Annotated in this window: 23 protein-coding genes; 17 read left to right on the top strand and 6 right to left on the bottom strand. The window is 64.5% G+C overall.

Going from position 1 to position 25,713, the window contains the following annotated elements:
• The first annotated feature begins 15 nt into the window (after nt 1-15).
• From I6F38_RS34460 to I6F38_RS34430, 7 genes are all read left to right on the top strand, one after another.
• Nucleotides 16-1,557 carry an ABC transporter substrate-binding protein gene (locus I6F38_RS34460; protein ID WP_092082772.1) on the top strand — a complete coding sequence of 514 codons (1,542 nt, stop codon included), beginning with the start codon at nt 16-18 and terminating at the stop codon, nt 1,555-1,557.
• Nucleotides 1,558-1,563: 6 nt separating this feature from the next.
• Complete coding sequence (locus I6F38_RS34455; RefSeq protein ID WP_225163555.1) at nt 1,564-2,514, top strand: ABC transporter permease; 951 nt, start codon at nt 1,564-1,566, stop codon at nt 2,512-2,514.
• On the top strand, nt 2,501-3,373 hold the full coding sequence (locus tag I6F38_RS34450; protein ID WP_092082680.1) for an ABC transporter permease: 873 nt from the start codon (nt 2,501-2,503) through the stop codon (nt 3,371-3,373). The genes I6F38_RS34455 and I6F38_RS34450 overlap by 14 nt, the downstream gene beginning before the upstream one ends.
• Nucleotides 3,370-4,356 carry an ABC transporter ATP-binding protein gene (locus I6F38_RS34445; RefSeq protein WP_225163554.1) on the top strand — a complete coding sequence of 329 codons (987 nt, stop codon included), beginning with the start codon at nt 3,370-3,372 and terminating at the stop codon, nt 4,354-4,356. The genes I6F38_RS34450 and I6F38_RS34445 overlap by 4 nt, the downstream gene beginning before the upstream one ends.
• The gene (locus tag I6F38_RS34440; protein ID WP_057017523.1) at nt 4,353-5,321 is read left to right on the top strand and encodes an oligopeptide/dipeptide ABC transporter ATP-binding protein; all 969 of its coding nucleotides are present in this window, start codon (nt 4,353-4,355) and stop codon (nt 5,319-5,321) included. The genes I6F38_RS34445 and I6F38_RS34440 overlap by 4 nt, the downstream gene beginning before the upstream one ends.
• An 84-nt stretch (nt 5,322-5,405) precedes the next feature.
• Entirely contained in the window at nt 5,406-6,476 is a 1,071-nt protein-coding gene (locus tag I6F38_RS34435) for an alcohol dehydrogenase (protein WP_225163553.1), read from the top strand.
• Between the two features lie 109 nt (nt 6,477-6,585).
• Nucleotides 6,586-7,668 carry an isocitrate/isopropylmalate dehydrogenase family protein gene (locus I6F38_RS34430; protein ID WP_225163552.1) on the top strand — a complete coding sequence of 361 codons (1,083 nt, stop codon included), beginning with the start codon at nt 6,586-6,588 and terminating at the stop codon, nt 7,666-7,668.
• A 40-nt stretch (nt 7,669-7,708) separates the two neighbouring features.
• On the opposite strand, the gene I6F38_RS34425 is transcribed toward I6F38_RS34430, so the two are convergent.
• Together I6F38_RS34425 and I6F38_RS34420 are read right to left on the bottom strand one after the other, a co-directional pair.
• On the bottom strand, nt 7,709-8,041 hold the full coding sequence (locus I6F38_RS34425; RefSeq protein ID WP_157347619.1) for a hypothetical protein: 333 nt from the start codon (nt 8,039-8,041) through the stop codon (nt 7,709-7,711).
• A 522-nt stretch (nt 8,042-8,563) separates the two neighbouring features.
• The gene (locus I6F38_RS34420) at nt 8,564-8,959 is read right to left on the bottom strand and encodes a helix-turn-helix transcriptional regulator (protein ID WP_016844123.1); all 396 of its coding nucleotides are present in this window, start codon (nt 8,957-8,959) and stop codon (nt 8,564-8,566) included.
• Between the two features lie 621 nt (nt 8,960-9,580).
• Here I6F38_RS34420 and I6F38_RS34415 point away from each other — a divergent pair.
• Nucleotides 9,581-9,838 carry a hypothetical protein gene (locus I6F38_RS34415; RefSeq protein WP_057017519.1) on the top strand — a complete coding sequence of 86 codons (258 nt, stop codon included), beginning with the start codon at nt 9,581-9,583 and terminating at the stop codon, nt 9,836-9,838.
• 51 nt (nt 9,839-9,889) lie between these two features.
• On the opposite strand, the gene I6F38_RS34410 is transcribed toward I6F38_RS34415, so the two are convergent.
• The 3 genes from I6F38_RS34410 to I6F38_RS34400 form a co-directional block, all read right to left on the bottom strand.
• On the bottom strand, nt 9,890-11,209 hold the full coding sequence (locus tag I6F38_RS34410) for a dicarboxylate/amino acid:cation symporter (protein WP_225163551.1): 1,320 nt from the start codon (nt 11,207-11,209) through the stop codon (nt 9,890-9,892).
• Between the two features lie 87 nt (nt 11,210-11,296).
• Nucleotides 11,297-12,754: a sensor histidine kinase gene (locus I6F38_RS34405; protein ID WP_225163573.1), complete on the bottom strand. Its 1,458-nt coding sequence runs from the start codon at nt 12,752-12,754 to the stop codon at nt 11,297-11,299.
• A 236-nt stretch (nt 12,755-12,990) separates the two neighbouring features.
• Entirely contained in the window at nt 12,991-14,265 is a 1,275-nt protein-coding gene (locus I6F38_RS34400) for a serine hydrolase domain-containing protein (protein WP_225163550.1), read from the bottom strand.
• A gap of 169 nt (nt 14,266-14,434) precedes the next feature.
• Here I6F38_RS34400 and I6F38_RS34395 point away from each other — a divergent pair, with 169 nt between their 5' ends.
• The 6 genes from I6F38_RS34395 (at nt 14,435) to I6F38_RS34370 (ending at nt 20,365) form a co-directional block, all read left to right on the top strand.
• Nucleotides 14,435-15,349, top strand: coding sequence for an intradiol ring-cleavage dioxygenase (locus tag I6F38_RS34395; protein ID WP_225163549.1), 915 nt, complete (start codon nt 14,435-14,437; stop codon nt 15,347-15,349).
• Between the two features lie 343 nt (nt 15,350-15,692).
• Complete coding sequence (locus I6F38_RS34390) at nt 15,693-17,003, top strand: CmpA/NrtA family ABC transporter substrate-binding protein (RefSeq protein ID WP_225163548.1); 1,311 nt, start codon at nt 15,693-15,695, stop codon at nt 17,001-17,003.
• Between the two features lie 61 nt (nt 17,004-17,064).
• Nucleotides 17,065-17,967, top strand: a complete 903-nt coding sequence (gene ntrB / locus I6F38_RS34385; protein WP_225163547.1) for a nitrate ABC transporter permease — start codon at nt 17,065-17,067, stop codon at nt 17,965-17,967.
• A 10-nt stretch (nt 17,968-17,977) separates the two neighbouring features.
• Nucleotides 17,978-18,772: an ABC transporter ATP-binding protein gene (locus I6F38_RS34380; RefSeq protein ID WP_225163546.1), complete on the top strand. Its 795-nt coding sequence runs from the start codon at nt 17,978-17,980 to the stop codon at nt 18,770-18,772.
• Nucleotides 18,773-18,887: 115 nt separating this feature from the next.
• Nucleotides 18,888-19,313, top strand: coding sequence for a globin family protein (locus I6F38_RS34375; RefSeq protein WP_225163545.1), 426 nt, complete (start codon nt 18,888-18,890; stop codon nt 19,311-19,313).
• Between the two features lie 152 nt (nt 19,314-19,465).
• Nucleotides 19,466-20,365, top strand: a complete 900-nt coding sequence (locus I6F38_RS34370) for an SMP-30/gluconolactonase/LRE family protein (protein ID WP_225163544.1) — start codon at nt 19,466-19,468, stop codon at nt 20,363-20,365.
• A gap of 94 nt (nt 20,366-20,459) precedes the next feature.
• On the opposite strand, the gene I6F38_RS34365 is transcribed toward I6F38_RS34370, so the two are convergent.
• A complete protein-coding gene (locus I6F38_RS34365; RefSeq protein ID WP_225163543.1) occupies nt 20,460-21,545 on the bottom strand; it encodes a substrate-binding domain-containing protein in 1,086 nt (361 codons plus the stop codon).
• 117 nt (nt 21,546-21,662) lie between these two features.
• Here I6F38_RS34365 and I6F38_RS34360 point away from each other — a divergent pair, with 117 nt between their 5' ends.
• From I6F38_RS34360 to I6F38_RS34350, 3 genes are all read left to right on the top strand, one after another.
• Nucleotides 21,663-23,147: an aldehyde dehydrogenase family protein gene (locus I6F38_RS34360; protein WP_225163572.1), complete on the top strand. Its 1,485-nt coding sequence runs from the start codon at nt 21,663-21,665 to the stop codon at nt 23,145-23,147.
• A 265-nt stretch (nt 23,148-23,412) separates the two neighbouring features.
• Nucleotides 23,413-24,252, top strand: a complete 840-nt coding sequence (locus I6F38_RS34355) for an aldo/keto reductase (RefSeq protein WP_225163542.1) — start codon at nt 23,413-23,415, stop codon at nt 24,250-24,252.
• A gap of 233 nt (nt 24,253-24,485) precedes the next feature.
• Complete coding sequence (locus I6F38_RS34350) at nt 24,486-25,430, top strand: DMT family transporter (protein WP_167350404.1); 945 nt, start codon at nt 24,486-24,488, stop codon at nt 25,428-25,430.
• Nucleotides 25,431-25,713: the final 283 nt, after the last annotated feature.

Raw genomic sequence — 25,713 nt, 5'->3', positions numbered from 1 at the left:
TGGGAGGGAGCATTGATGAAGCTGGTCGGGCGCGCGCACGCCGTTGCGCGCATATTTCTTGTGGCGGGATTCAGTGCCGCGGCATTCGCTGCACCGGCCAATGCGCAGAAGCAGGGCGGCACGCTCAACGTTGGCCAGGAACTCGACATTCCCGGCTTCGACCCGCTCAAGGTCGGCGTCTACGACACCTCAGCCAATACCGCGGCGGCCGCAATCTTCGACACGCTGACCACACTCGACGACAAGGGCGAGGTGAAGCCGAAGCTCGCGCTGTCGTGGGAGCATTCGGAAGACTTCAAGACCTGGACCATCAAGCTCCGTCCAGGCGTCAAATTCCATGACGGCACGCCGTTCAACGCGCAGGCTGTGAAGGAGAATTTCGACCGCCAGAAGGATCCCGCCAACAAATGCCGTTGCGCCTTCTACATCACGAACATCATCAGCGTGAACACGGTCGACGACCTGACGGTGGTCTATAATTTCAGCGACCCGGCCGTGAACTTCCCGGCGACGCAGACCATTCAAAGCTCCAACAACGTCATGCAGTCGCCGACCGCATGGAAGACCAAGGGCGACGACTACAACCGCAACCCGGTCGGCACCGGTCCCTACATCCTGAAGTCCTGGACCGCCGGCGACCGCATGGTGCTCGAGAAGAATCCGGACTACTGGAACAAGGGCAAGCCCTATCTCGACCGCATCGTCCTGAAGCCCTTGCCGGATGCACAGTCGCGGTTTGCCTCGCTGCAATCGGGCGAGGCCGACATCATCTGGGACGACGAAGCCGATGCCGACAACATCATCAGGGCGCGCAAGGACACGAGCCTGACCGTGCATACCTATGAAGGCTCGGGGGCTGCAGTCGCCGCCTTCAACACCAAGGTCCCGCCGTTCGACGACGTACGCGTGCGCCAGGCGCTGGTGATGGCGCTCGACCGCACGAAGATGTCGCAGGCGATTACCAATGGCCTGGCGCGACCGGCCAGCAATCCCTACGGCGACGGGTCTTGGGTGAAGTGCAAGGATGACGGCGCGCTGCCCTACGATGTCGAAAAGGCCAAGGCGTTGATCAAGGATTACGGCAAGCCGGTCGAATTCAAGATGCTGGTCACGGCGACGCCGCGCGGCCGCACCGGCGGCCAGGTGCTGCAGCAATTCTGGAAGCGTATCGGCGCCAACATGGAGATCGAGCAGGTCGATCAGGCAACCATTCCACCGCGCGCCTTCATGCGCCAGTTCCAGCTCACGCCGTGGCGCATCGTCGATCTCGCCGATCCCGATCCGCAGATGTACGCCAATTTCCACACCGGCAGCCCGGTGGCGCTCGCGAACTACTCCAATCCAGAGCTGGACCGGTTGCTGGAGCATGCGCGGACCACGGCCGACGTCGCCCAGCGCACCGAGGACTATTGCGCGATCAGCCGCCTGATCAACAAGGAAGCAATCTGGTTCTGGACTTTCCAGAACACCTACTACGCAATCTCGAGCGCGAAGGTGAAGGGCGTGCCGAAGATGTTCAACGGGGTGCTCGACGTCTCCGACGCCTGGAAGGAATAGCCTTTCATGCTGTTCTTCGTCGCGCGCAGGCTCCTGTACCTGGTACCGGTGCTGATCGCGGTCTCGGTCCTGACTTTCGTGATCGCCTCGTTGTTGCCCGGCGATCTGGCCTATGTGATCCTCGGCGACCAGGCGACGCCGGAGAACGTCGCGGCCCTGCGTCACGACATGGGGCTCGATCAGCCGATCTGGCTGCGCTACCTCGGCTGGCTGTGGCACATCCTGCAGGGTGATTTCGGACGATCCTTCCGCACCGGACAGACGGTGCTGCAGGCTGTCAGCGACCGCGTCCCGGTCTCGTTCGAGCTGATGATCCTGGCCGAGCTGATCGGGCTTGCGATCGGCGTGCCGCTCGCGATCGCCTGCGCGGCAAGGGCCGGCAGCGCGTTCGACCGCTTCATGACCGGCTCGGCCTTCGGCATGCTGTCGGTGCCGACCTTCCTGTCCGCGATCCTCTTGATCTATCTGTTTGCGGTAGAGCTGCGCCTGCTGCCGGCGACCGGCTATGTGCCGTTCACCGAGGACCCGGTCGCCAATCTGCGCTTCATGGTGCTGCCGGCGCTGACGCTCGGGCTTGCGGAATGGCCGGGCATCATGCGCGTGCTGCGCTCCGACATGATCGCGGCGCTGCAGGAGGATTATATCGCGCTCGCCAAGGCGAAGGGCCTCAAGCCATCGCGCATCCTGTTCGTGCACGCGTTGAAGCCGTCGTCGCTGACTCTCGTCACCATCACCGGCATCAATATCGGCCGCCTGATCGGTGGTGCCGTCATCGTCGAGTCGATCTTCGCCTTGCCGGGGATCGGCCGCCTCCTGGTCGGCGCGATCTATACCCGCGATCTGATCATCCTGCAGGGCGTGGTGCTGCTGGTTGCCGCGGGCTTCGTGATCATGAACTTCATCGTCGACATGCTCTACGCCCTTCTCGATCCGAGGATCCGCCATGGCCACGCTTGAGCTCAGCCTCGAGGAAGAGGCCGGTGCGACGCCCGCCCGGCGCCGCCGCGGGCTCGGCATGCTGTTCTGGATCGCGATCGGCTGGATGGCGCTGGTGTTCACGGTCGCGATCTTTGCCGACCTGCTGCCGCTGCCGAGCCCGACCGACATGGACATGCTGGAGCGGCGGGCGCCGATCTCCGCCGAGCATTGGCTCGGCACCGACGGTCTCGGCCGTGACGAGCTGTCGCGGCTGATCTATGGCGCGCGCATCTCGCTGATCGTCGGTCTCTGCGCACCGATGATCGGTGTCACGATCGGCGGCGCGCTCGGCATGCTCGCGGGCTATTTCCGCGGCCGTTTCGAATCCTTCGTGGTCGGCAGCATGGACGTGCTGCTGGCGTTCCCGCCGCTGATCCTGGCGCTTGCGGTCACCGCCTATCTCGGCCAGTCGATCTTCAATCTGACCTGCATCCTCGGCGTGCTCGGCATTCCAGCCTTCATGCGGGTGGCGCGGGCGGCGACCTTGTCGCTGGCGCGGCGCGAATTCGTCATCGCGGCGCAGGCGCTCGGCGCCACGCATGCGCGCATCCTGCTGCGCGAGCTGCTGCCCAATGTGATGCTGCCGCTGCTCGCCTTCTTCCTGCTCGGCGTCGCCGTCACCATCGTGGTCGAGGGGTCGCTGTCGTTCCTCGGCCTCGGCGTGCCGCCGCCGATCTCGAGCTGGGGCAGCATGATCGGGGAGGGCCGTGAGAGCCTCGAGGTGGCGCCGCGGCTCGCCTTCATTCCGGCGATCGCGATGTTCCTGACCGTGCTTTCGTTCAACCTGATCGGCGATACGATGCGCGCGCTGACCGATCCTAGGCAGGGGGCGCTATGAGCCGGACGCTGCTCTCGGTCGAGAATGCGGTGGTCGACCTGCCGACGCCGCGCGGCAATCTGCGGGCGGTCGATCATGTAGATCTCGCCGTCGGCGCCGGCAGGACGCTCGGCATCGTCGGCGAGTCCGGGTGCGGCAAGACCATGCTGTCGCGCGCGATCCTTCAGCTGCTGCCCAAGAAGGCGAAACTGTCCGGCCGCGTGATGTTCGACGGGCAGGATCTGACGAAACTGCCGGCGGAGAAATTGCGCAAGCTGCGCGGTCGCTCGCTCGCGGTCGTGTTCCAGGACCCGATGACCTCGCTCAATCCGGTGCTGACCATCGGCACCCAGCTGATCGAGACCATTGTGGAACATCTCGAGCTCGATCTCACCGAGGCCCGGCAGCGCAGCATCGAACTGTTGGCGGCGGTCGGCATTCCCGCGCCCGAGCAGCGCCTCGCGCAATATCCGCACCAGCTCTCCGGTGGCATGCGCCAGCGCGTCGCGATTGCGGTGGCACTGTCCTGCGAGCCACAGCTCCTGATCGCGGACGAGCCGACCACCGCGCTCGACGTCACGATCCAGGCGCAGATCCTCGATCTTCTGGCGCGCGAGCAGCAGCGCCGTCACATGGCGATGATCATCATCACGCATGACCTCGGCGTGGTCGCCGGCCGCACCGACGAGGTCGCGGTGATGTATGCCGGACGCGTCGTCGAACGCGCGCCGACGCCGGCATTGTTCAAGCAGATGCGGATGCCCTACACCGAGGCACTGCTCGCCGCGTTGCCGAAGCTCGACGTCGCGCCGCATACGCCGCTGCCGGCGATTTCGGGGCGGCCGCCCGATCCGACCCGGCCGCTCAAGGGCTGCTCGTTTTCGCCGCGCTGCCGCTATTCCGCGGAGCGCTGCGGCGCGGAGAAGCCGCAGCTCAGCCGGGCCGAAACCCCGGAGCATCTCTACGCCTGCTTCCATCCGATCACCGCGGGGATCCGCGCATGATGCTGCAGGCAGCACCCGATCCGCTGATGAAGGTGGAAAACCTCGTCGTCGAATATTCGGTGGGAGGCAAGACCATCCATGCCGTCTCCGATGTCAGTCTCGAGATCGCGCGCGGCGAGACGCTGGGGCTGGTCGGCGAATCCGGCTGCGGCAAGTCCACCCTTGGCCGCGCGGTGCTGCAATTGCGCCAGGCCGTCTCCGGCAAGGTGCTGTTCGATGGGCACGATCTCACCACGCTGAAGGGCGAGCCACTGCGCAAGATGCGCCGGCGCGTGCAGCTGATCTTCCAGGACCCGATTGCCTCGCTCAATCCGCGGCGGCGGATCGGCGACATCGTCGCCGAGCCGCTGGTGATCGCGGGCGTCAAGGATCCCGAGGAACGGCGGCGGCGGGTCAGCGACGTGCTGTCGGCGGTCGGCCTCGATCCGGCGTTGGTGAGCGGACGTCTGCCGCATGAATTCTCCGGCGGACAATGCCAGCGCATCTGCATCGCCCGCTCGCTGGTGCTCAATCCGGAATTCGTGATCTGCGACGAGCCGGTGTCCGCGCTCGATGTCTCGATCCGCGCCCAGATCCTCAATCTGCTGGAGGAGATGAAGGCGCGCTACGGCCTGACCCTGCTGTTCATCGCCCATGACCTTGCCGTGGTGAAGGCGGTCTCGGATCGCGTCGCGGTGATGTATCTCGGCCGGCTCTGCGAGGTCGGCCCATCGGAGCAGTTGTTTGCACGGCCGGCGCATCCCTATACCGCGCTGCTGATCGAGGCGATCCCGGTGCCGGATCCGGATGTCCGCCCGACCCAAAGCGTGCCGGTCGGCGAGCCGCCGTCGCCGATCGCGCCGCCCTCCGGCTGCCGCTTCCGCACCCGCTGCCCGCGGGCCGACGCGCGCTGCGCCAGCGAAGTGCCGGAACTGCGCGTGGTTGCGCCCGGCCAGTTCGCGGCTTGCCATCATCCCCTGATCTAAATATCCGGAGGCCGACACCGCGTTTGTCCCGGACGGGCAGGCGTGGCAAGGTCCGCCGCAAGAACAAGCTACGGGAGAACAGCGATGAAGAGTTTCCAGGTCGTCGATTTCAACGCCCCCTTGAAGGAGGTCGATCAGCCGACGCCGCAGCCGTCGGGCACGCAGGTGCTGATCAAGGTCAAGGCCGCCGGCGTCTGCCACAGCGATCTGCACATCTGGGAGGGCGGCTATGATCTCGGCCACGGCCGCAAGCCGCTGTCGCTGAAGGATCGCGGCGTCTCGCTGCCGCGCACGATGGGCCATGAGACGGTCGGCGAGATCGTGGCCTTCGGGCCCGACGTCAAGGACGCCGACAAGGGCGGCCTCAAGGTCGGCGATGTCGCGCTGGCCTATCCCTGGCTCGGCTGCGGCAAGTGCCCGACCTGCCTCGGCGGCGACGAGAACATGTGCGCAATCAAGCCGAATGCGCTCGGTGTCTATTGCGACGGCGGCTACGCCGACCACATGACGGTGCCGCATCCGAAGTATCTGCTCAACCTCAAGGGGCTCGATCCCGTCACGGCCGCGCCCTATGCCTGCTCCGGTGTCACGACCTACAGCGCGCTGAAGAAGGTCGAGAAGGATCTCGACACACCGATCGTGATCTTCGGCGCCGGCGGTCTCGGGCTGATGGCGCTCTCGCTGTTGAAGGCGATGGGCGGCAAGGGCGCGATCGTGGTCGATATCGACGCCAGGAAGTGCGAGGCGGCCGAAGCCGCAGGCGCGCTCGCGACCGTCGACGGCAAGGCGCCCGACGCGCTGGAACAGCTTGTCAAGAAGGCCGGCCAGCCGATCCGTGCCGCGATCGATCTGGTCGGCAACGCCCAGACCTCGCAACTCGGCTTCGACTGCCTGACCAAGGGCGGCAAGCTCGTGATCGTCGGCCTGTTCGGCGGCGGCGCGCCCTGGGCGCTGCCGCTGATCCCGATCAAGGCGGTCACCATCCAGGGCAGCTATGTCGGCAATCTGCGCGAGACCCAGGAGCTGCTCGACCTGGTGCGGACCAAGAAGATTCCGGCGATCCCGGTCACGCCGATGCCGCTGGCAAAGGCGAACGAGGCGCTGACCAACCTGCAGAAGGGCCAGCTGGTCGGCCGCGCGGTGCTGACGCCGTAGTCTCCCTTCCGTCATTCCGGGGCACGCGAAGCGTGAACCCGGAATCTCGAGATTCCGGGTTCGATGCTTCGCATCGCCCCGGAATGACTGTTGAGCTCCGGAGATTCTCATGTCCGCCAACAACGCACTTCACATCGCCGTCCTCGGTGGCGACGGCATCGGCCCCGAGGTGATGGCGCCGGCGCTCGACGTGCTGCGCAAGATCGAGGCGTCGGCCGGCCTCAAATTCCGCTTCACCGAGGCGCCGGCCGGCGCGGGCCATTACAAGGAAACCGGCAAGTCGATGCCGGAGAGCACGATCCGGCTGTGCGAGGAGGCCGACGCGATCCTGCTCGGCGCCTGCGGCCTGCCGTCGGTGCGCTACCCCGACAACACCGAGATCGCGCCGCAGATCGAATTGCGGATGATCTTCGATCTCTATGCCGGCGTGCGGCCCGCGCGATTGATCCCCGGCGTATCGAGCACGATCGTCGGCGCCGACCAGAAGGGCATCGACCTCGTCGTGATCCGGGAATCGACCGAGGGGCTGTTCGCCTCGATGGGCAAGGGCGTCGTCACCGACAGCGAGGCGCGCGAGACGATGGTGATCACGCGCCACACCTCCGAGCGGCTGTTCGAGTTCTCGTTCCGGCTCGCCGAACGCCGCAAGGCGCGCGGCAAGGTCAATGGCGGGCTGACCTGCGTCGACAAGGCGAACGTGTTCAAGGCGTTCGCATTCTTCCGGAACATCTTCGACGAGACTGCGAAGCGTCATCCCGACGTCAGGGCTGACCACCTCTACATCGATGCGACCGCGGCTGCGCTGGTGAAGCGTCCGTGGGACTTCGACGTCATGGTGACCGAGAACATGTTCGGCGACATCCTGTCCGATCTCGCCGCCGGTCTGATCGGCGGCATGGGCATGGCGCCGTCAGCCGACATCGGTGACCGCTACGCGGTGTTTCAGCCGTGTCATGGCACGGCGCCCGACATCATGGGGCAGGGCAAGGCCAATCCGACCGCGATGATCCTGTCGGCCGCGATGATGCTGGACTGGCTCGCCGACAAGCATGGACTCGAAAGCGCCGCCGAGGCCGGCGAGCGGATCGAGCGCGCGGTCGACAAGGTCTACGCCGACGGCATCAAGCCGTTCGAGTTCGGCGGCAGCAACGGCACGACCGATGTCGCGAAGGCGGTGCTGGCAGCGCTCTAGCGCGGAAGGGTGAGGGGGCCGAAGGCCCCCTCGCTGATGATTAGCGATGGTGTCCGCCGTGATGTCCGCCGCCGTGATGGCCACCATGATGTCCGCCGTGATGAGGGCGGTGCCCGTAATGATGCGGGCGATGGTGGAATTGCGGACGATGATGCCATCCGTGATGGCGCGGTCCGTAGTAGCCGTATGCGCCCGGTCGCCAATAGCAGCGGCCCCAGCGATCGCAGACTTGGCGCACCTTGTCGACATTGGACGTTTCGTCCGCGATGTGACCGGCTTGCGGAAGCCCGTTGGGCATCGCGGATGCCGCGCCGGACATCAACGCTGCGCTTCCAAGCGCGGCGAGTCCAATAACGGCAAGCTTGATATTCATCGAGATCTCCTTGGTTGAAGCCTGAGAACGTCCATGCGGGCCACTTCGTTGCTGCGACAAAAAAGACAGGCTCGTGCACTTGGTTCTGGCGGCGCCGGTTCAACTGAGGAAATGCGGGAGTTATGAGGTCGCCTGATGTGCGGGCGACAATTGGCCGCGCGACAGAATAGCGACGCATTGCGCGCGCATGCGCTGCGCGAGATGGGCAGTCGAAGCGCGAGCTGAAAAGAGCGACGCGCATGCGCGGCTACCTGCGCGAAGATCATGCTCACGTGGAGCGGTGAGATCATGGCGCGATGCTCGTCGCCGCTTCATAACCGTGCATCCGGCGGGTATTGAAGCTATCCGCCTGGATCACAAAATCTTGAAAGACAGAAGCGCCTCAAGAAAAAGCGCCGCCATCGGCGATGGCAGCGCTTCGACGTCTTCCTGGCCCGACCGGCGTGTGCGGCCGCGGCGGCCGACGACCGGCCGTTGCGGTGTGGTGGGATCGCGTTCGCGGTGACGCGACCCGATCTGCGCTCAGTCTTCGTTGGCGGCGATCGATTCCATCAGCGACACCAGCTGACGTTGCACCGTCTGATCCTTGATCTTGCTGTAGGCGCGCAGCAACCGGAGGCTGAACGCGCTGTCGAGGAACAGCAGGCTCTCGACTTCGCGGGCCTTATTGTCGCCGTCGTAGAAGAAGGTGACCGGCACATCCAGCGCGGTCGCGATCTGTTGAAGGCGGGCAGCGCCGACACGGTTGACGCCCTTCTCGTACTTTTGAACCTGCTGGAAGCTGACGCCAAGCTTGTCGCCGAGTTCGGCCTGCGAGATCTTTTGCTCGACACGGCGCAGGCGAATCCGCTTGCCCAACTCAATGTCCGGCTTGCCGGCACTGCGCTGCTTCATCTTCTTTGCTGCTGATCTGTTCATTCTTGTGACCCGTCCTTCAAATCGAGAATCCCTGGCCCGGCTGGGTCAGGGACACGTTCATGATGTACCGCGTTAAGCTCGAGTGGATCGCCAGTTCGTCTGAACTACGAAATCCAGGAAGATCGCGGGATGGTATCCAAACGCAAACGCGCAAGGAAACACCCTAGTACCGACTCGGTCGACTACCTGAAGTCGACCGCGCCAAGGTGTCTGTCGACACCCCGCCCTCTACATTTGGCAAAATATTGACCAAACCACAACTAGCGCGAGTTTGATCGACACAGATTTTGCGCACATGCATAATAGGCGTCAATGCACAGCGCCCGTAGTTCTACGGGCCACTATATTGTACGGGCGTCGTTGCACGGATGCAACCCCAGCTAGTGCAGCCTGAGGTCGAGAAGGGGCCGGCGGGTGCTTGACTGAATCATCCGATTTGCAAGAGTTTGACGTAAGTCCAAGTCAGGCTTTCGGAATGTTGCTGGACAATTGCCCAAAAGTTCTCAATCATCTGGAACAAATGTGTGCCTACGACAAGCCGGCGAACTCTGGCGGGAGGGGCCAATGAAGCGAAAGAGGGGAACGCCTCGACTCTACCTCGCGGCTTCGGGAGTTGAAGATATGCCGGTCGCAAACACGGAAGAACGGTTGCTGGCGCTGCTTGCAACGCTGGAGGAATGTCAGGCGTTCCTGACCGACCGGGCGAACACGGAGACGGCACGGCTGTTGTCCCTCGCCATCCTCGAGCTTCGGATGGAGCTCCACAAGGTGACGGATTCCGAGCTGAAAGCCCTCTGTGACATGATCGCTTCGGATGAGCCCGTGCTGGAACAATCGACGGCCCGGCAACTGCCACCGTATTTGAGGCTGATCAAGTAAGTCAGCGCCCCGCGCCACGCGCGGGACGCCGCTCGGCTTGGGACGCGCGGCTCAGCCCGCAGTCACGTCAACCGCCTCGGCGCCTTCGAGCACGCGACGGGCCTTGTCGCGGTCGAGGTCACCTTCCCATGCCGCGACCACGACGGTGGCCACGCAGTTGCCGATCAAATTGCCGACTGCGCGCGCCATGCCGATGAACCAGTCGACCGAGAGCACCAGCACGAGGCCAATCGCCGGGATGCTCGGCACGGCGTTGAGCGTCGCCGCCAGGATGACGATCGCCGAGCCGGGCACGCCATGCGCACCCTTCGAGGTGATCAGCGACACGCCGAGCACCAGCATCAGGTCGCCGAACGACAGCGGCGTGTTGGTCGCCTGCGCGATGAACACGACCGCGAGCGTCAGGTAGATCGAGAAGGCATCGAGGTTGAAGGAATAGCCGGTCGGGATCACGAGGCCGACCACCGAATCCTTGACGCCGAAACGCTCCAGCTTGCGCATCACCTGCGGCAGCACCGCGTCGGACGATGCCGTGGCGACCACGATCATCAGCTCCTCGCGCAGGTAGCCGAGGAACTTGAGAATGTTGATGCCGGCGAGCGCCATCACGGCGCCGAGCACGCCGAGCACGAAGATCGCGACCGACACGTAGAACAGCGCGACCAGCGACAGCAGCTGCTTCAGCGAACCGACGCCGTATTTGCCGACCGTATAGGCGACGGCGCCGAGCACGCCGATCGGAGCGAAGCGCACGATCAGGCCCATGGCGCGGAACAGCACGGTCGAGACCGCGTCGATGAAGGAGGAGATCTTCTCGCCCTTCTCGCCGCCGACCAGTGCCAGGCTGACACCGAAGATGATGGCGAAGAACAAGACCTGCAGCACGTCGTTGCGCGACAGCGCGTCGAACGAGGTGGTCGGGATGATGTTGAGCAAGAAGCTGCCGATGCCTTCGCCCTTCAGCTTCTGCGCGTTGCTGGCATAGTTGCCGAGCGCCTTGGCATCCAACGTCGCGGTGTCGATGTTCATGCCGTGGCCGGGGCCGAACAGATAGGCGAGCAGCAGGCCGACCACGAGCGCAACCGTCGTCATCGCCTCGAAATAGACCAGCGCCTTGACGCCGACCCGGCCGACCTTCTTGAGGTCGCCGGCACCCGCAATGCCGTGCACGACGACGCAGAACACGATCGGCGCCACGATCATCGAGATCAGCTTCAGGAAGGCATCGCTGAATATCTTCAACCCGATCGCGAAATCGGGCGCGGCCATGCCGATGACGATGCCGAGCAGCAGCGCGACAAGCACCTGCACGAACAGTGATGTGTAAAGCGGCTTGCGCGCAACTGTCGCTTCCGCTGCGATGGTCGACATGACTTCCCCCTGGTTCTGGCCGGCCGAACCCGCCCATCGTAGCAACTTGCGTGCCAAGATGTCGCAGGATCGGCCACTCCTGCCCAGTCAGCCGTCGATTTCGAGGGTGCTGGTCACGGTGTAGACGACGCCGTGGGGCAGGAAATCCACGATGGCCTCGCCGCCGAGCTGGTCGCGGGCACTGCGCTCGATCAGGCGGGAGCCGAAGCCACGCTGGACCGGTGCGGTGACCGGTGGGCCGCCGGCCTCGGTCCAGATCATACGGAGCTTCGGTCCGGGGCTCTCGTTGAGGATTTCCCAGTCCAGCGTCACCGTGCCGGTGTCGTTGGACAGTGCGCCATATTTGGCGGCGTTGGTCGCCATCTCGTGCAGGATCATCGACAGCACCAAAGCAAGCCGGGGCGACAGCGGCACGCGGGGGCCGAACATCCTGACCCGCGCGGACGTGTTCAAGAGGTAGGGCCGCAGCACGCGGCTGACGACGTCCTGGAAGTCGGAGCCCTGCCATTTGTCGGTCGAGAGCAGATTGTGCGCCTCGGCCAGCGCGCCGAGCCGCCCCTCGAACTTGTCGCGCTCGGTGCGGCTTGCACTGCGGAAGGTCTGCGTGGCGATCGATTGCAGGATCGCCAGTGTGTTCTTGACGCGGTGGTTGAGCTCTTCGATCAGCAGGTCGTGCAGCATCTCGCCGCGCGCGATCGTGGTTGCCATCCGCACCGCAAAGCCGAGCCCGACCAGCAGCAGGACGCCGCCGATCACGCTGGTGATCGCCAGCGAGCGCCACAGCGGCGCCACCAGCGAGTTCTCCGCGATCCCCGCGGCGACGGTCCAGCCGGTGACGCGCGACCGGGTGAAACCGGTGATCAGCGCCACGCCCTCCAGCGAGACGGTCGGCAGCGTCGCCTCGCCGCGGCGGAACATCTCGGCAAACAACGATGGCGACGCGCGCTGGCCGATGGTCGCCTGCGGATTTGGCACCCGCGCCAGGTTGACGCCGTCGCTGTCGAAGATCGAGATGGTCCAGTCCTGGTTGAGGCGCTGCTTCTCGATGATGGCCTGGAACACCTCGATCGGCGGGCTGAAGGAGATGTCGTAGAGCACCTCGTCGTCGCGTATCACCGGTACCTCGACGGTGATGATCAGCCGCTGCTTCACCGCGCCGAAGAACAGGTTGGAGTATTGCGGCTGCCGCGTCGCGAACACCTTCTCGAGGATCTCGAGATTGTTGCGCGGCGGCAGGCTCGCGGTGTCCGGCGTCAGCGAGGAGAACACCTGGCGTCCGGCGCGGTCCGCCACCAGCACCACGCCGTCCTTGCCGTACTGGTCGATGAAGCCGACCGCGACGCGGCGGAAATTGTCGAAGTCGCTGTTGCGCAGCGAGTTGGTCAGGGCCAGCACTTGCAGCCCGCCGGTCATGCGCTGCATTTCCGCATCGAGCAGCAGGCGGATGCTGCGCGCCGTCTCCAGCACGCGCTGCGTGGCCGCCTGGCGATCCCGCTGATAATTGTGGAAGACGATCCCGACCGCGAAAATGATCAGCGGCAACATCGTTCCCGCGACCAGAAGCGCGAGACGGACTGGCAATGTCAGTTTCGGCACGAAGTCCCCGGGGCGGTGCCCATTCGCTGCGAGCTTAGGGGAGGCGGGAAAAATTCGCCAAAGGAAACAGTTTTATATCAGAAAGGTTCCGCGGCGCTTTGAGCATGATCCCTCGCGGCAAACGCGGAACGCGCTCGCGCGGAGATCATGCTCAAACGAGGTGTGCGCCGCGGAATGACGTCATGTCAGAGATTGCTCTCGGTGATCGCGGCGTAGACCATGGTGCGCAGCTCGCGCCGCAGCGGATAGGCGCTCGACGGCAGCACCTGGGTCATGAAAATCGTGATCAGCTCCTCGGCCGGGTCGATGAAGAACGACGTCGTCGCGGCGCCGCCCCAGTTGAATTCGCCCGGGCTGCCGGCGATCAGCGTCTGCGCCGGGTGCATGGTGACGGCGAAGCCGAGGCCGAAGCCGATGCCGTTATAGGCGGCTTCGGCGAACATCGAGCGCGACATCGCCGGCAGGTCGACGCCGCCGGGCAGATGGTTCGAGGTCATCAGCTTCAGCGTCTTCGGGCCGAGCAGCCTGACGCCGCCGAGCTCGCCGCCATTGAGCAGCGCCCGGCAGAAGGTCAGGTAGTCGGCCGCGGTCGAGCACAGTCCGCCGCCGCCCGAGATCAGCGAAGGCGGCGCCAGGAACGAGCTGGTGGTCGGATCGTCCTGCAGCGTCAGCGTGCCCTTGCGCTCGGCGGCGAGCGGGTTGAAGCCGCCCTGCGGATCGGCGGAATAGCAGGCGGCAAACCGATGCGCCTTGTCGGCCGGCACGAAGAAATCCGTGTCGTTCATGCCGAGCGGCTTGAAAATGCGCTCCTTCAGGAATTGCTCGAACGGCACACCTGAGATCTTGCCGACGAGATAGCCGAGCACGTCGGTCGAGACCGAGTAGTTCCAGGCTTCGCCCGGCGAAAATTCCAGCGGGATCTTCGCCAGATCCTCGATCATGCCGTCGAGCGTGCCGGCCTTGATGACCTCGCCGATCTTCTTCTCGCGATAGGCCGCGTCGACATTGGAGCGCTGCTGGAAGCCGTAAGTGAGGCCCGAGGTGTGGCGCAAGAGGTCGACGATCTGCATCGGCCGCGTCGGTGGGCGGGTCAGGAAGGCGGGCGCGGTGCCGGCGACGAACACGCCGAGGTTCTTCCATTCCGGAATATATTTCGCGACCGGCTCGTCGAGCGCGACCTTGCCTTCCTCGACCAGCATCATGAAGGCGACCGACGTGATCGGCTTGGTCATCGAATAGATGCGGAAGATGGTGTCGTCCTTGACCGGCACCTTGCGCTCCAGATCGGCAAAGCCCTGGACCGTGGAATGCACGATCTTGCCGCGGCGATAGATCAGGACCTGCGTGCCGGGAAAACGGCCGGCATCGATGTAGCGGCTCTTCAGATGCGCTTCGAGACGGTTGAGGGCAATGGTCGACATTCCCGCGGATTCGGGCGAGGCAGGCGTGGGGGCTAGCATCAGGCGTTTCTCCGGCTTGCAAGGCAGCCTTGATAGCCGAAAAGTGTCTGCTGCACCAATCCGCTGCCGCTTACCGGCATTGAGCTGGTGGTGTACGGTCGCCCCTGCAATCGCGCCCCCGAAGGGGCCCAAAGTATCTGCCAAGGTATCCGTCAAGGGAAACGCCGAGATGACCCAGTTCAACGAAACCGAGCTCACCGCCGCCGTCATCCGCAGCTTCGACCAGACACCCGATCCGCGGGCCAAGTTCCTGCTGCAGGAATTGGTGAAGTCGCTGCACGATTATGTGCGCAGGACCGATCTCACCTTCGAGGAATGGGACCACGCGATCGGCTTCCTGACCCGCACCGGGCAGAAGTGCACGGACATCCGCCAGGAGTTCATCCTGCTGTCCGACGTGCTCGGCGTGTCGATGCTGGTCGATGCGGTCAACCATCGCGATCGCGACGGCGCGACCGAGACTACCGTGCTCGGCCCGTTCTATGTCGGCGAGCACAAGGTGACGCCGCACGGCACCGACATCTCGGCGAGCCTGCCGGGCGAGCGCATGTTCGTGCAGAGCCGCGTCACCGACCTCGACGGCAAGCCGCTGGCCAATGTGCCGGTCGATATCTGGCACGCGGACGATGACGGATTCTATGACTCGCAGAAGCCGAGCTATGCCACCGAAGGTCCGTCGTCGCGGGCGCGCTTCATCACCGATGCCGACGGCCGCTTCTTCTTCCGCACCATCGTGCCGTGCAGCTATCCGATCCCGACCGACGGCCCGGTCGGGCAGATGATCACGCAGACCAACCGTCATCCGATGCGGCCCGCGCATGTGCACTTCCTGGTCAACGCCAAGGGCTACGAGCCGCTGATCACGCATGTCTTCGTCGAGGGCGACAAGTACATCGATTCCGATGTCGTGTTCGGCGTGAAGGATGAATTGATCGCGAAGGTCGAGCGCCGCACCGATCCTGTCATGCCCGATGGCCAGCGCTCCGATGGGCCGTGGAGCCTGATGACCTACGAATTCCATGTGAAGCCCGGCGGCGGAATGGCGCCCGCGCCGCTCGGCACCAAGGTCACCGAAGACGCCTGATCGGTTTCTGAACGCTTCTGCCCAATCCTTGTGCGCCGCACAAAGATTGGGCGAATCGCAAGTTTTGACAGCGCGCGGAAAATTCGCGCGCGCTGCGACATGTTGCGCAAGGCTTTGCATCAAAATCGATTTTTGCACTGCGGTAGATTGGCACAAGGCTTGAATAATCATTAGCCGACGCCATTGAAGCCGTCCCTCGAGGCTACCCCATCGGATTTCTGACGCCGCCAGACCGGGGCCTTCCCGGTGCACGCCTTTTTGCGCCCTGCGCGCGTCGCCATCCGAAGGGCGGCGCTCGACGCACTGACGCAACACCGCACCGCAACGACGCAAAGGACGACCGATGACCAAGCCCACCGACAAGCCGCCAAGCCGCGGCCTCAGCCGCCGTCAGCTACTCAAGGCAAGCAGCGGCGCCGCCGCGCTGCTCGCCGCGGCCAAGCTCAACTTTCCCGCAGGTGCATTCGCGCAGGGCGCCGGTCCGGAAGTGAAGGCTGCCAAGCTCGGCTTCATTGCGCTGACCGATGCCTCGCCGCTGTTCGTCGCCAAGGAGAAGGGCATCTTCGCCAAATACGGCATGCCCGATGTCGAGGTGCAGAAACAGGCCTCGTGGGGCACCACGCGCGACAACCTCGTGCTCGGCTCCGAGGGCAACGGCATCGACGGCGCGCATATCCTGACCCCGATGCCGTATCTGATCTCGGCCGGCAAGGTAACGCAGAACAATCAGCCGACGCCGATGTACATCATGGCGCGGCTCAATTTGAACGGCCAGTGCATCTCGGTCGCCAAGGAATATGCCGATCTCAAGGTCGGCATCGACACCGCGCCGTTCAAGGCGGCGCTGGAGAAGAAGAAGGCCTCCGGCAAGGCGGTGAAGGCCGCGATGACTTTCCCGGGCGGCACGCATGATCTGTGGATCCGCTACTGGCTCGCCGCCGGCGGCATCGATCCCGACAAGGACATCGAGACCATCGTGGTGCCGCCGCCGCAGATGGTGGCCAACATGAAGGTCGGCACGATGGACTGCTTCTGCGTCTGCGAGCCGTGGAATCTGCAACTGATACATCAGGAGATCGGCTATACCGCGATCACGACCGGCGAGCTCTGGGACAAGCATCCGGAGAAATCGTTCGGCCTGCGCGCCGCCTGGGTCGACAAGAATCCGAAGGCCGCGAAGGCGCTGCTGATGGCTGTCATGGAAGCCCAGCAGTGGTGCGAGAAGGCGGAGAACCGCGCGGAGACCGCGGCGATCTGCGCCAAGCGGCAGTGGATCAACTGCCCGGTCGAGGACATCACCGACCGCATGAAGGGCAAGTTCGACTACGGCACCGGCCGCGTGGTCGAGAATTCGCCGCAGCAGATGCGGTTCTGGAGCGACAACGCCTCCTATCCCTATCAGAGCCACGACCTCTGGTTCCTCACGGAAGACATCCGCTGGGGCAAGTACGAGGCGGGTTTCGACACCAAGGCGCTGATTGCCAAGGTCAACCGCGAGGATCTCTGGAAGGAGGCCGCCAAGGAGCTTGGCGTGTCGGACATTCCGGCCTCGACCTCGCGCGGCAAGGAGACCTTCTTCGACGGCAAGGTGTTCGATCCCACCGATCCCGCCGCCTATCTGAAGTCGTTGTCCATCAAGCGTGTTGACGTCTGATTTGAGCGAGCCGCGCGAGCAGTGCGGCTCTCCTTTTTTTGACCACGGAGATTTTCGTTCAATGTCGATGCCTGCCATGAAGACCGAAGTGTCGGCGGCGGCGATCCCGCCGGCCGCTGCCGCGGCGCCGGTCGTGACCATGACGCCGAAGCGCGCGCCGCGCGCCGAGGCCTACGCCAGGATGGCGAAGGAGACCGCGGCGCGCGTGGTGCCGCCGCTGATCGTGGTCGCGCTGCTGCTGGTGGTGTGGGAGCTGATCTGCCGGCGCGCCGGCTCCAGCCTGCCGCCGCCGTCAAAAGTGTTCAAGGACACCAAGGAGCTGATCCTCGATCCGTTTTTCGATAATGGCGGCATCGACAAGGGCCTGTTCTGGCATCTCTCCGCCAGCCTGCAGCGCGTCGCCTACGGCTATTCGCTCGCGGCGATCGCGGGCATCGCGCTCGGCACGCTGGTCGGACAGTCGGTCTGGGCGATGCGCGGGCTCGATCCGCTGTTCCAGGTGCTGCGTACCATCCCGCCGCTCGCCTGGCTGCCGCTGTCGCTGGCCGCATTCCGCGATGGCCAGCCCTCGGCGATCTTCGTGATCTTCATCACCTCGGTGTGGCCGATCATCATCAACACCGCGGTCGGCATCCGCAACATCCCGCAGGACTACCGCAACGTCGCGGCCGTCGTGCAGCTCAACCCGCTGGAGTTCTTCACCAAGATCATGATCCCGGCGGCCGCGCCCTACATGTTCACCGGCCTGCGCATCGGCATCGGCCTGTCCTGGCTCGCGATCGTCGCTGCGGAAATGCTGATCGGCGGCGTCGGTATCGGCTTCTTCATCTGGGATGCGTGGAATTCCTCGCATATCAGCGAAATCATCCTGGCACTGTTCTATGTCGGCATCATCGGCTTCGTGCTCGACCGGCTCATTGCGGGCCTCGGCAAAGTGGTGACCCGCGGCACGGCTGCGAACTGAGGAGGAAGTCATGCAGGCCTATCTGAAGCTCGATCACATCGACAAGACCTTCGCCCGCGGCAACGCCACCACGGAGGTGCTGAAGGATATCAACCTGACGATCGAGAAGGGTGAATACGTCTCGATCATCGGTCACTCCGGTTGCGGCAAGTCGACACTGCTCAACATCGTCGCCGGCCTCACCGGCGCCACCAATGGCGGCGTGCTGCTGGAGAACCGCGAGGTCAATTCGCCGGGACCGGATCGGGCCGTGGTGTTCCAGAACCACAGCCTGCTGCCGTGGCTCACCGTCTACGAGAACGTCAAACTCGGCGTCGACAAGGTGTTTGCTAGGACCAAGAGCAAGGCCGAGCGCGACGCCTGGGTGATGCACAATCTCAGCCTCGTGCAAATGGCGCATGCCAAGGACAAGCGGCCGAGCGAGATCTCGGGCGGCATGAAGCAGCGCGTCGGCATCGCGCGTGCGCTCGCGATGGAGCCGAAGGTGCTGCTGCTGGACGAGCCGTTCGGCGCGCTCGACGCGCTGACCCGCGCGCATCTGCAGGATTCGGTGATGGCGCTGCACCAGAAGCTCGGCAACACCATCCTGATGATCACCCACGACGTCGACGAGGCGGTGCTGCTGTCGGACCGCATCGTGATGATGACCAACGGCCCGAGCGCGCGGATCGGCGAGGTGCTCGAGGTGCCGCTGGCGCGGCCGCGCAAGCGGCTCGAGCTCGCGACCAACCAGGGCTACCTGAAGTGCCGGCAGCGCGTGCTCGAATTCCTCTATGAGCGCCACAGCTTCGTCGAGGCGGCGTGATGATCACGTCGACGGCAAGCGTTTCCGCTTTGAACCGGAACGCCGGCTTCGGTTACCAATGCTCGCGTTTTGAAGAATCGTTTCAGAACTCATTTCATGACCGAGGAGAATTGAGATGAATCCGGCCCAAATCAAGCTGGTTCAGGACAGCTTTGGCAAGGTCGCGCCGATCTCGGAGCAGGCCGCGGTCATTTTCTACGACCGCTTGTTCGAAGTCGCGCCCGCCGTGAAGGCGATGTTTCCGGTCGACATGAAGGAGCAGCGCAAGAAATTGATGACGACGCTCGCCGTCGTCGTGAATGGGTTGAGCAATCTCGACACGATCCTGCCGGCCGCGAGTGCGCTGGCCAAGCGGCATGTCGGCTATGGCGCCAAGCCCGAGCATTATCCGGTGGTCGGCGGCGCGTTGTTGTGGACGCTGGAGAAGGGGCTCGGCGAAGCCTGGACGCCTGACGTCGCCGCCGCGTGGACCGCGGCGTACGGCACGCTGTCCGGCTACATGATCTCGGAAGCCTATGGCCCGGCGCAGCCGGCCGAATAGCAGGCGGCGACAGACTGAAGCCTTCCACGTCGCTGCAAGAGCCCTTCCGTCGGGCCATCGCTCAGGCGGATAGGTGGATTGCTTCGCTGCGCTCGCAATGACATACGCAAGCATCTATGGTTCGCCCCGTTCCGCCAACGGGTGAACCAACAATGATGTTCCTGGAAACGCCGCCGAAACTGATTCCGACCGAAATCTTCTCCGCCGTGCCGGCCGAATTCCGCCGCAGGATGGCGAGCGAATGGGCTGACGCCAACCGCCCGGGCGCGGTGACCGACTGCTTCATCGAGGGACCGTCGTTCGATGCCGACGGCAATCTCTACATCGTCGACATTCCGTTTGGCCGCATCTTCAGGATCGCGCCGGACAAGTCATGGTCGCAGATTGCCGAGTATGACGGCTGGCCGAACGGGCTGAAGATCGATGCGATGGGCCGCATCCTGATCGCCGACTATCGGCACGGGTTGATGGAACTCGACGCCAGGTCGGGCGAGGTCACGCCCCTGCTGCGCTCGCGCAATTCGGAATCGTTCCGCGGCTGCAACGACCTGCACGTCGCATCGAACGGTGACGTCTATTTCACCGATCAGGGCCAGACCGGGCTGCACGATCCGACCGGCCGCGTCTATCGATTGCGGGTGAACGGAGCGCTCGACTGCCTGATCGACACCGGCATCAGCCCGAACGGCCTGGTGCTCGATCCGCACGAGGCGGTGCTGTTCGTCGCGATGACGCGCGACAATGCGGTCTGGCGCGCGCCGTTCATGAAGGACGGCAGCGTCTCCAAGGTCGGCCGCTTCTGCTCGCTATTCGGCCCGAGCGGACCCGACGGCATGACGATGGACGCCGCCGGTCGGCTGTTCGTGGCGCACGCCTCGCTCGGTCATGTCTTCGTGTTTGCGCCGAACGGCGAGTGCATCGCGCGGATCAAGTCCTGCGCCGGGCCGAGCTGCACCAACGTCGCGATCGGCGGCGCCAACCGCGACCGTCTTTACATCACGGAATCGGTGACGGGCTCGGTGCTGGTCGCCGACATCGGCGGCCTCGGCTAGATATCTTCCTGTCTGTCGATCCTCGTCATCGCACCTGGCGCGAGCCCCGAAGGATCGACGGCCATCAGGTCGGCCGCCGCCGGGGTGGGGCCGATCAGCGGTCGGAATGCAGCTTCTCGAGAAACTCCTTCACGCCGCTGACGGCGCCGGTGTTGGAGGCGACATAGCCGGGAAGGGCGCCCACCGCCTTGTGGAACTCGCTGCTCTTCATGATGTCGAGCACGCGCTGCATCGGCTCGGTCTCGAGGAAGGCGCGCTTGCAGACGAAGAAATAATCTTCCGTGAGCAGGCGGATGAAATCGAGCCCGAACTGCCGCGCGGCAGCCTCGACGCCGAAGCTCGCATCCGCCATTCCGCTGGCGACATAGGCGGCGACCGCCGCATGAGTGAATTCCATGTGCTGGGCGCCGTTGATCCGCCCTTCCGGGATCTTGTGCAGCGCCAGCAACTGATCGAACAGCAGCCGCGTGCCGGAATCGTGGTCGCGGTTGACGAAACGGGCCTTGCGCTCGACCAGATCCTTCAGCGTCGTGATCTTCAGCGGGTTGCCGCGCTTGACCATCAGGCCCATCTCGCGGGTCACGAAATTGATGACGCGGTCCTCGCGCGGGTCGAGCCATTCGCGGCAGGCCTTGATGCCCTGCGCCCGCAATTCGCCGCGCGGCAGGTGCACGCCGGAGAGATCGCAGGCGCCCTGCGCCAGCGAGACCAGCGAGTTCTGGTTGCTGACATAGCGCAGATCGACGCCGACGCCGCCCGCGCGGTCGAGGAACTCGCGCAGTTTGGACACCGCAAAGCCGTGGCTGGCATGGACCCGGATCACCGACGGTCGCTGCTCGAGAAATGGCTTGATCTCGGTGACCAGTTCCTGCGCGAGGTTCTCGAGCTGCAGCCCGAGCCGCGCCTGCATGCGCTCGCCGGCCCACACCAGCTTCTCGCCGAATGGCGTCAGCTTCGAGCCCTTGCCGCGGTGGGTCTCCACCAGCGGCACGCCGAAGAACTCGGTCCATTGCTCGATCAGGTTCCAGACATGGCGATAGGACAGCTGCGCATCGCTGGCGGCACTGGTGATCTTTCCGGTCTTCCGGATCTCGTTGAGGATGCCGAGCATCACGACCGCGGTCTGCGGGCTATCCTCTTTCCGAAAGCGCCAGACGGTCTCGATCTCGATCTGCAGCATCGTGGTCACCACTTATGAAGTTGACTTCATATCCTGGCATGCCAATAGGCACAAGATATCATATTTACTGCTGATCAAAGCCTCCTAGGTTGAGTGATAACACCAGGAGGAAATATGATGTCCGTTGCATATGACTATGAGCGTGACGCCCGCCGCGCCCCGACCATCAGGGACGAACTGCTGCTGATCGACGGCGCCCGCGTCCGTTCGTTGTCCGGAAATACCTTCAAGTCGCTCAATCCCGCCACCGAGCAGGTGATCGCGACGATTGCCGAAGGCAATGAGGCTGATGTCGATCGTGCCGTGGCGGCTGCCCGCCGCGCCTTCGAGGGGCCGTGGCGCACCATGCGCGCGGCCGAACGTGGCCACATTCTGCTCCGATGGGCCGAGCTGCTGAAGCAGCACGCCGATGAAATCGCAGCGCTGGAGAGCCTTGATGCCGGCAAGCCGATCTCGGCGGTGCTGCGCCAGGATTTTCCGGCCGCCATCGACACGCTGACCTATTACGCCGGCTGGGCCGACAAGATCAGCGGCGATGTGGTCTCGGCGCGCGACGACGCGTTGACCTATACGGTGCGCGAGCCGGTCGGCGTGGTCGCCGCGATCGTGCCGTGGAATTTCCCGCTGATGATCGGCATGTGGAAGCTCGCGCCGGCGCTCGCCTGCGGCTGCACGGTGGTGATGAAGCCGGCCGAGCTGACCTCGTTGTCGGCGCTGCGCATCGGCGAGCTCGCGCTCGAGGCCGGTTTGCCGAAGGGCGTGCTCAACATCGCGACCGGGCCCGGTCGCGTCGTCGGCGACGCGCTGGTCAATCATCCCGATGTCGACAAGGTGACGTTCACCGGCTCGCCCGGCGTCGGCCGCGGCATCATGAAGGGCGCCGCCGGCAACTTCAAACGGGTCTCGCTCGAGCTCGGCGGCAAGTCCGCCAATGTGATCTTCGACGATGCCAATCTCGAAGCCGCTGCCAAGGCCGCGGCTGCCGGCATCTTCTTCAACGCCGGGCAGGTCTGCTCGGCCGGCTCGCGCGTGCTGGTGCAGGAGAACGCCTATGACGAGGTGGTCGAGCGTCTGGTCGCCCGTGCGGAAGCGTTGCGGATCGGCGATCCCGCCGATCGCGCCACCGCGCTCGGGCCGGTCATCTCCGAGAAGCAGATGCGCTCGATCCTCGATTATGTCGAGATCGGCAAACATGAAGGCGCGCTGCTGGCCACCGGCGGCGCGCGGGTCGGTGACCGCGGCTATTTCATCAGCCCTGCGGTGTTCGCCAATGTCGCGCACGAGATGCGCATCTCGCAGGAGGAGATTTTTGGCCCCGTCGTCAGCGTGATCAAGTTCAAGGACGAGGCCGATGCGCTGCGCATCGCCAACGGCACCGCCTACAGCCTCGCCGCCGGCGTCTGGAGCGCCGATATGGGCCGCGTGCAGCGCTTCGCCAAAAAGGCCCGCGCCGGCACGGTGTGGATCAACACCTATGGCTACACCGATGTGCGGCTGCCGTGGGGCGGCGAGCGCGATTCCGGCCTCGGCCGCGAGCACGGCACCGCCGCGCTCGATAACTTTACCGAGCCGAAGGCGGTGTGGATGAACCTCAACGTTTGACGCGCGTCGAGAGACGCGAGAGCGCGCGTCACAAAACAGCTGTCGTCCCGGCGAAGGCCGGGACCCATAACCACGAATATCTGTTGTTGCACACGGGTGGAATGACGAGTCGCGCCAACAACGACTGCTGCGGAGTATGGGTCCCGGCCTTCGCCGGGACGACGATGTGGAGATATCGCCGGGATGACGATGTGGAGACATGGTCGTCGGTATGCTTTATCGTCCTGCGCGGAGCCACAAGGGAACTACGCAGAACGAGGCGATCGTGCAGACGAAAAAATTCGGCGACAACGGCCCGCAGGTCTCGGTGATCGGGCAGGGCACCTGGTATCTCGATCGCGGTGACCGCAAGGCGGCCGTCGCTGCGCTGAAGCGCGGCATCGATGCCGGCATGACGCATATCGACACCGCCGAGATGTATGGCGACGCCGAGCTCGTGATCGCGGATGCGATGTCCGGCCGGCGCGACGAACTGTTCCTGGTCTCGAAGGTCCTGCCGAGCAACGCCTCGCGGCGCGGCACTATCACCGCCTGCGAGCGCTCGCTGAAGCGGCTGAAGACCGATCGCCTCGATTGCTATCTGTTGCACTGGCGCGGAACCACTCCGCTTGCCGAGACGGTCGCGGCGTTCGACGAATTGATCGCGGCGGGCAAGATCCGCGCCTGGGGCGTCAGCAATTTCGACGCCGAGGATCTCGACGAACTGCTCGATGTCGCGGGTGAGGGCACGATTGCCTGCAACCAGGTGCTCTACCATCTGCAGGAGCGCGCCATCGAGCACGCCGTGATTCCGTGGTGCGAGCAGCACGGCGTTGCCGTCGTCGCCTACTCGCCGTTCGGTCACAATGATTTTCCTTCGCTATCGACCAAGGCCGGCGCGGTGCTGCAATCGATCGCGCAGGCGCACAAGGCAACGCCGCGCCAGGTCGCGCTGAGCTTCCTCACGCGGCTGCCGTCGGTGCTCGCGATTCCGAAGGCGTCGAACGCGGAACACGCGGCGGAGAATGCGGCGGCAGGAACTCTGAAGCTCAGCGGCGATGAACTCGCCGCGCTCGATGCCGCGTTCCCGCGCGGGCCGAAACCGCGCTCGCTGCCGATGCTCTGAGCGCGTTCCGCTCCACACAGTTCTTAACAAACTGTTGCAGTTGCGGCGGCACACAGCCTGCGGCGGGCGGTCGTGCGCGCTGGCGCATATCGGAGTCCCGTTTTCGGGCATTGTTCTCACGGCGGAATTGGCGTTTTGTACGTGCAGCAGATTCCCTTTATTTTGCCTTCGAGATTGCCGTGACACCGCCCCCCGCAGCCGTGGCCGCCAGGCTGGACACCGTTCCCCTTTCATTGCCCGCAAAGACCGCGCCCGCAGCGACAAGCAAGGCGCCCGCCCGCACCGACCGGCCGTTCAAGGGCATCGCGCTGATCCTGCTGTCGACCGTGTTCCTGGGTACCTCCGACGTCACGGCAAAATATCTCTCCTCCACGCTGCCCTCGATCGAGATCGCCTGGATCCGCTTCCTGGTGTTCGCGATGATCATGACGCCGGCGATGCTGCCGGGCTCGCCGCTGTTCGCTCTGCGCAGCAGCCGTCCGGGGCTGCACGTGCTGCGCGGCGCCGCGCTGCTCGGTTCCTCGCTGATCTTCATCACGGGGCTCGGCTTCCTGCCGATCGCCGAAGCCTCCGCCACCAGCTTCGTCTCGCCGCTGTTCGTCACCGCGCTGTCGATCGCTTTCCTCGGTGAGAGGGTCGGTATGCGACGCTGGATCGCGACCGCGGTCGGCCTCGCCGGCGTGTTCATCATCCTGCGGCCGGGCACCAGTGCCTTCCATCCCGCCGCGATCTTTCCGATCGTCTCGGCGCTGGCGTGGGCGGCTACGTTGATCCTGACGCGCATGATGAGCGGCAGCGAGCGCCCGATCACCGTGATGACCTATTCGTCGATCGTCGGCGTCGCCATCGTCAGCGCGCTGGTGCCGTTCGTCTGGGTCACGCCGAGCTGGCACGACATCATGTTCGGCATCCTGATCGGTGTTGCGTCCACCGTCGGACAGTGGATCGTGGTGCTGGCGTTCCGCTATGGCGATGCCTCGGTGCTCGCGCCGTTCTCCTACACGCAGCTGCTGTGGGTCAGCATCCTCGGCTTCCTGATCTTCGGCGAAGTGCCCGACCGTTGGACCATTCTCGGCGCCGGCTTCATCGTCGCCTCAGGCCTCTACACCGCGCATCGCGAGCGCGTCCGACGGTCGCAGCTACTGACCGTGGCCAGCGAGCCGTCGCCGAACGCCTGAGCGTCCGGACGAAATCGTGCGTCGGTTGCGAAGCCGGCTTCAACTAGCGTTGCGCGGGTACAACAGTCGGGCCGGAATCTTTGATGTCGGGTCGCTGAATCACCGGATTTCGGAAACGATCGGCAACCTCACACTTCGCCGCGTGCTAACCCTAGCTGTCTGGTCCCGGAGTGTGGGGGAATCAGCCAAACTGGTCCTTCATTCCGGGAGGACCTATGGGCCAGATACTCCATGGCAGCGCCACGACCACGCACGCGATCCGAGCGGCAATACAGCGATCGAA

The organism is Bradyrhizobium sp. BRP56, assembly GCF_020194035.1.
Taxonomy (GTDB): Bacteria; Pseudomonadota; Alphaproteobacteria; order Rhizobiales; family Xanthobacteraceae; genus Bradyrhizobium; species Bradyrhizobium australafricanum.
This window is presented reverse-complemented; position numbering and strand designations above follow the sequence as displayed.

Coding starts and splice junctions, on each gene's coding strand:
- I6F38_RS34460 (WP_092082772.1), top strand. CDS start 16: ATGAAGCTGGTCGGGCGCGCGCACGCCGTTGCGCGCATATTTCTTGTG.
- I6F38_RS34455 (WP_225163555.1), top strand. CDS start 1,564: ATGCTGTTCTTCGTCGCGCGCAGGCTCCTGTACCTGGTACCGGTGCTG.
- I6F38_RS34450 (WP_092082680.1), top strand. CDS start 2,501: ATGGCCACGCTTGAGCTCAGCCTCGAGGAAGAGGCCGGTGCGACGCCC.
- I6F38_RS34445 (WP_225163554.1), top strand. CDS start 3,370: ATGAGCCGGACGCTGCTCTCGGTCGAGAATGCGGTGGTCGACCTGCCG.
- I6F38_RS34440 (WP_057017523.1), top strand. CDS start 4,353: ATGATGCTGCAGGCAGCACCCGATCCGCTGATGAAGGTGGAAAACCTC.
- I6F38_RS34435 (WP_225163553.1), top strand. CDS start 5,406: ATGAAGAGTTTCCAGGTCGTCGATTTCAACGCCCCCTTGAAGGAGGTC.
- I6F38_RS34430 (WP_225163552.1), top strand. CDS start 6,586: ATGTCCGCCAACAACGCACTTCACATCGCCGTCCTCGGTGGCGACGGC.
- I6F38_RS34425 (WP_157347619.1), bottom strand. CDS start 8,041: ATGAATATCAAGCTTGCCGTTATTGGACTCGCCGCGCTTGGAAGCGCA.
- I6F38_RS34420 (WP_016844123.1), bottom strand. CDS start 8,959: ATGAACAGATCAGCAGCAAAGAAGATGAAGCAGCGCAGTGCCGGCAAG.
- I6F38_RS34415 (WP_057017519.1), top strand. CDS start 9,581: ATGCCGGTCGCAAACACGGAAGAACGGTTGCTGGCGCTGCTTGCAACG.
- I6F38_RS34410 (WP_225163551.1), bottom strand. CDS start 11,209: ATGTCGACCATCGCAGCGGAAGCGACAGTTGCGCGCAAGCCGCTTTAC.
- I6F38_RS34405 (WP_225163573.1), bottom strand. CDS start 12,754: ATGTTGCCGCTGATCATTTTCGCGGTCGGGATCGTCTTCCACAATTAT.
- I6F38_RS34400 (WP_225163550.1), bottom strand. CDS start 14,265: ATGCTAGCCCCCACGCCTGCCTCGCCCGAATCCGCGGGAATGTCGACC.
- I6F38_RS34395 (WP_225163549.1), top strand. CDS start 14,435: ATGACCCAGTTCAACGAAACCGAGCTCACCGCCGCCGTCATCCGCAGC.
- I6F38_RS34390 (WP_225163548.1), top strand. CDS start 15,693: ATGACCAAGCCCACCGACAAGCCGCCAAGCCGCGGCCTCAGCCGCCGT.
- ntrB (WP_225163547.1), top strand. CDS start 17,065: ATGTCGATGCCTGCCATGAAGACCGAAGTGTCGGCGGCGGCGATCCCG.
- I6F38_RS34380 (WP_225163546.1), top strand. CDS start 17,978: ATGCAGGCCTATCTGAAGCTCGATCACATCGACAAGACCTTCGCCCGC.
- I6F38_RS34375 (WP_225163545.1), top strand. CDS start 18,888: ATGAATCCGGCCCAAATCAAGCTGGTTCAGGACAGCTTTGGCAAGGTC.
- I6F38_RS34370 (WP_225163544.1), top strand. CDS start 19,466: ATGATGTTCCTGGAAACGCCGCCGAAACTGATTCCGACCGAAATCTTC.
- I6F38_RS34365 (WP_225163543.1), bottom strand. CDS start 21,545: ATGCTGCAGATCGAGATCGAGACCGTCTGGCGCTTTCGGAAAGAGGAT.
- I6F38_RS34360 (WP_225163572.1), top strand. CDS start 21,663: ATGTCCGTTGCATATGACTATGAGCGTGACGCCCGCCGCGCCCCGACC.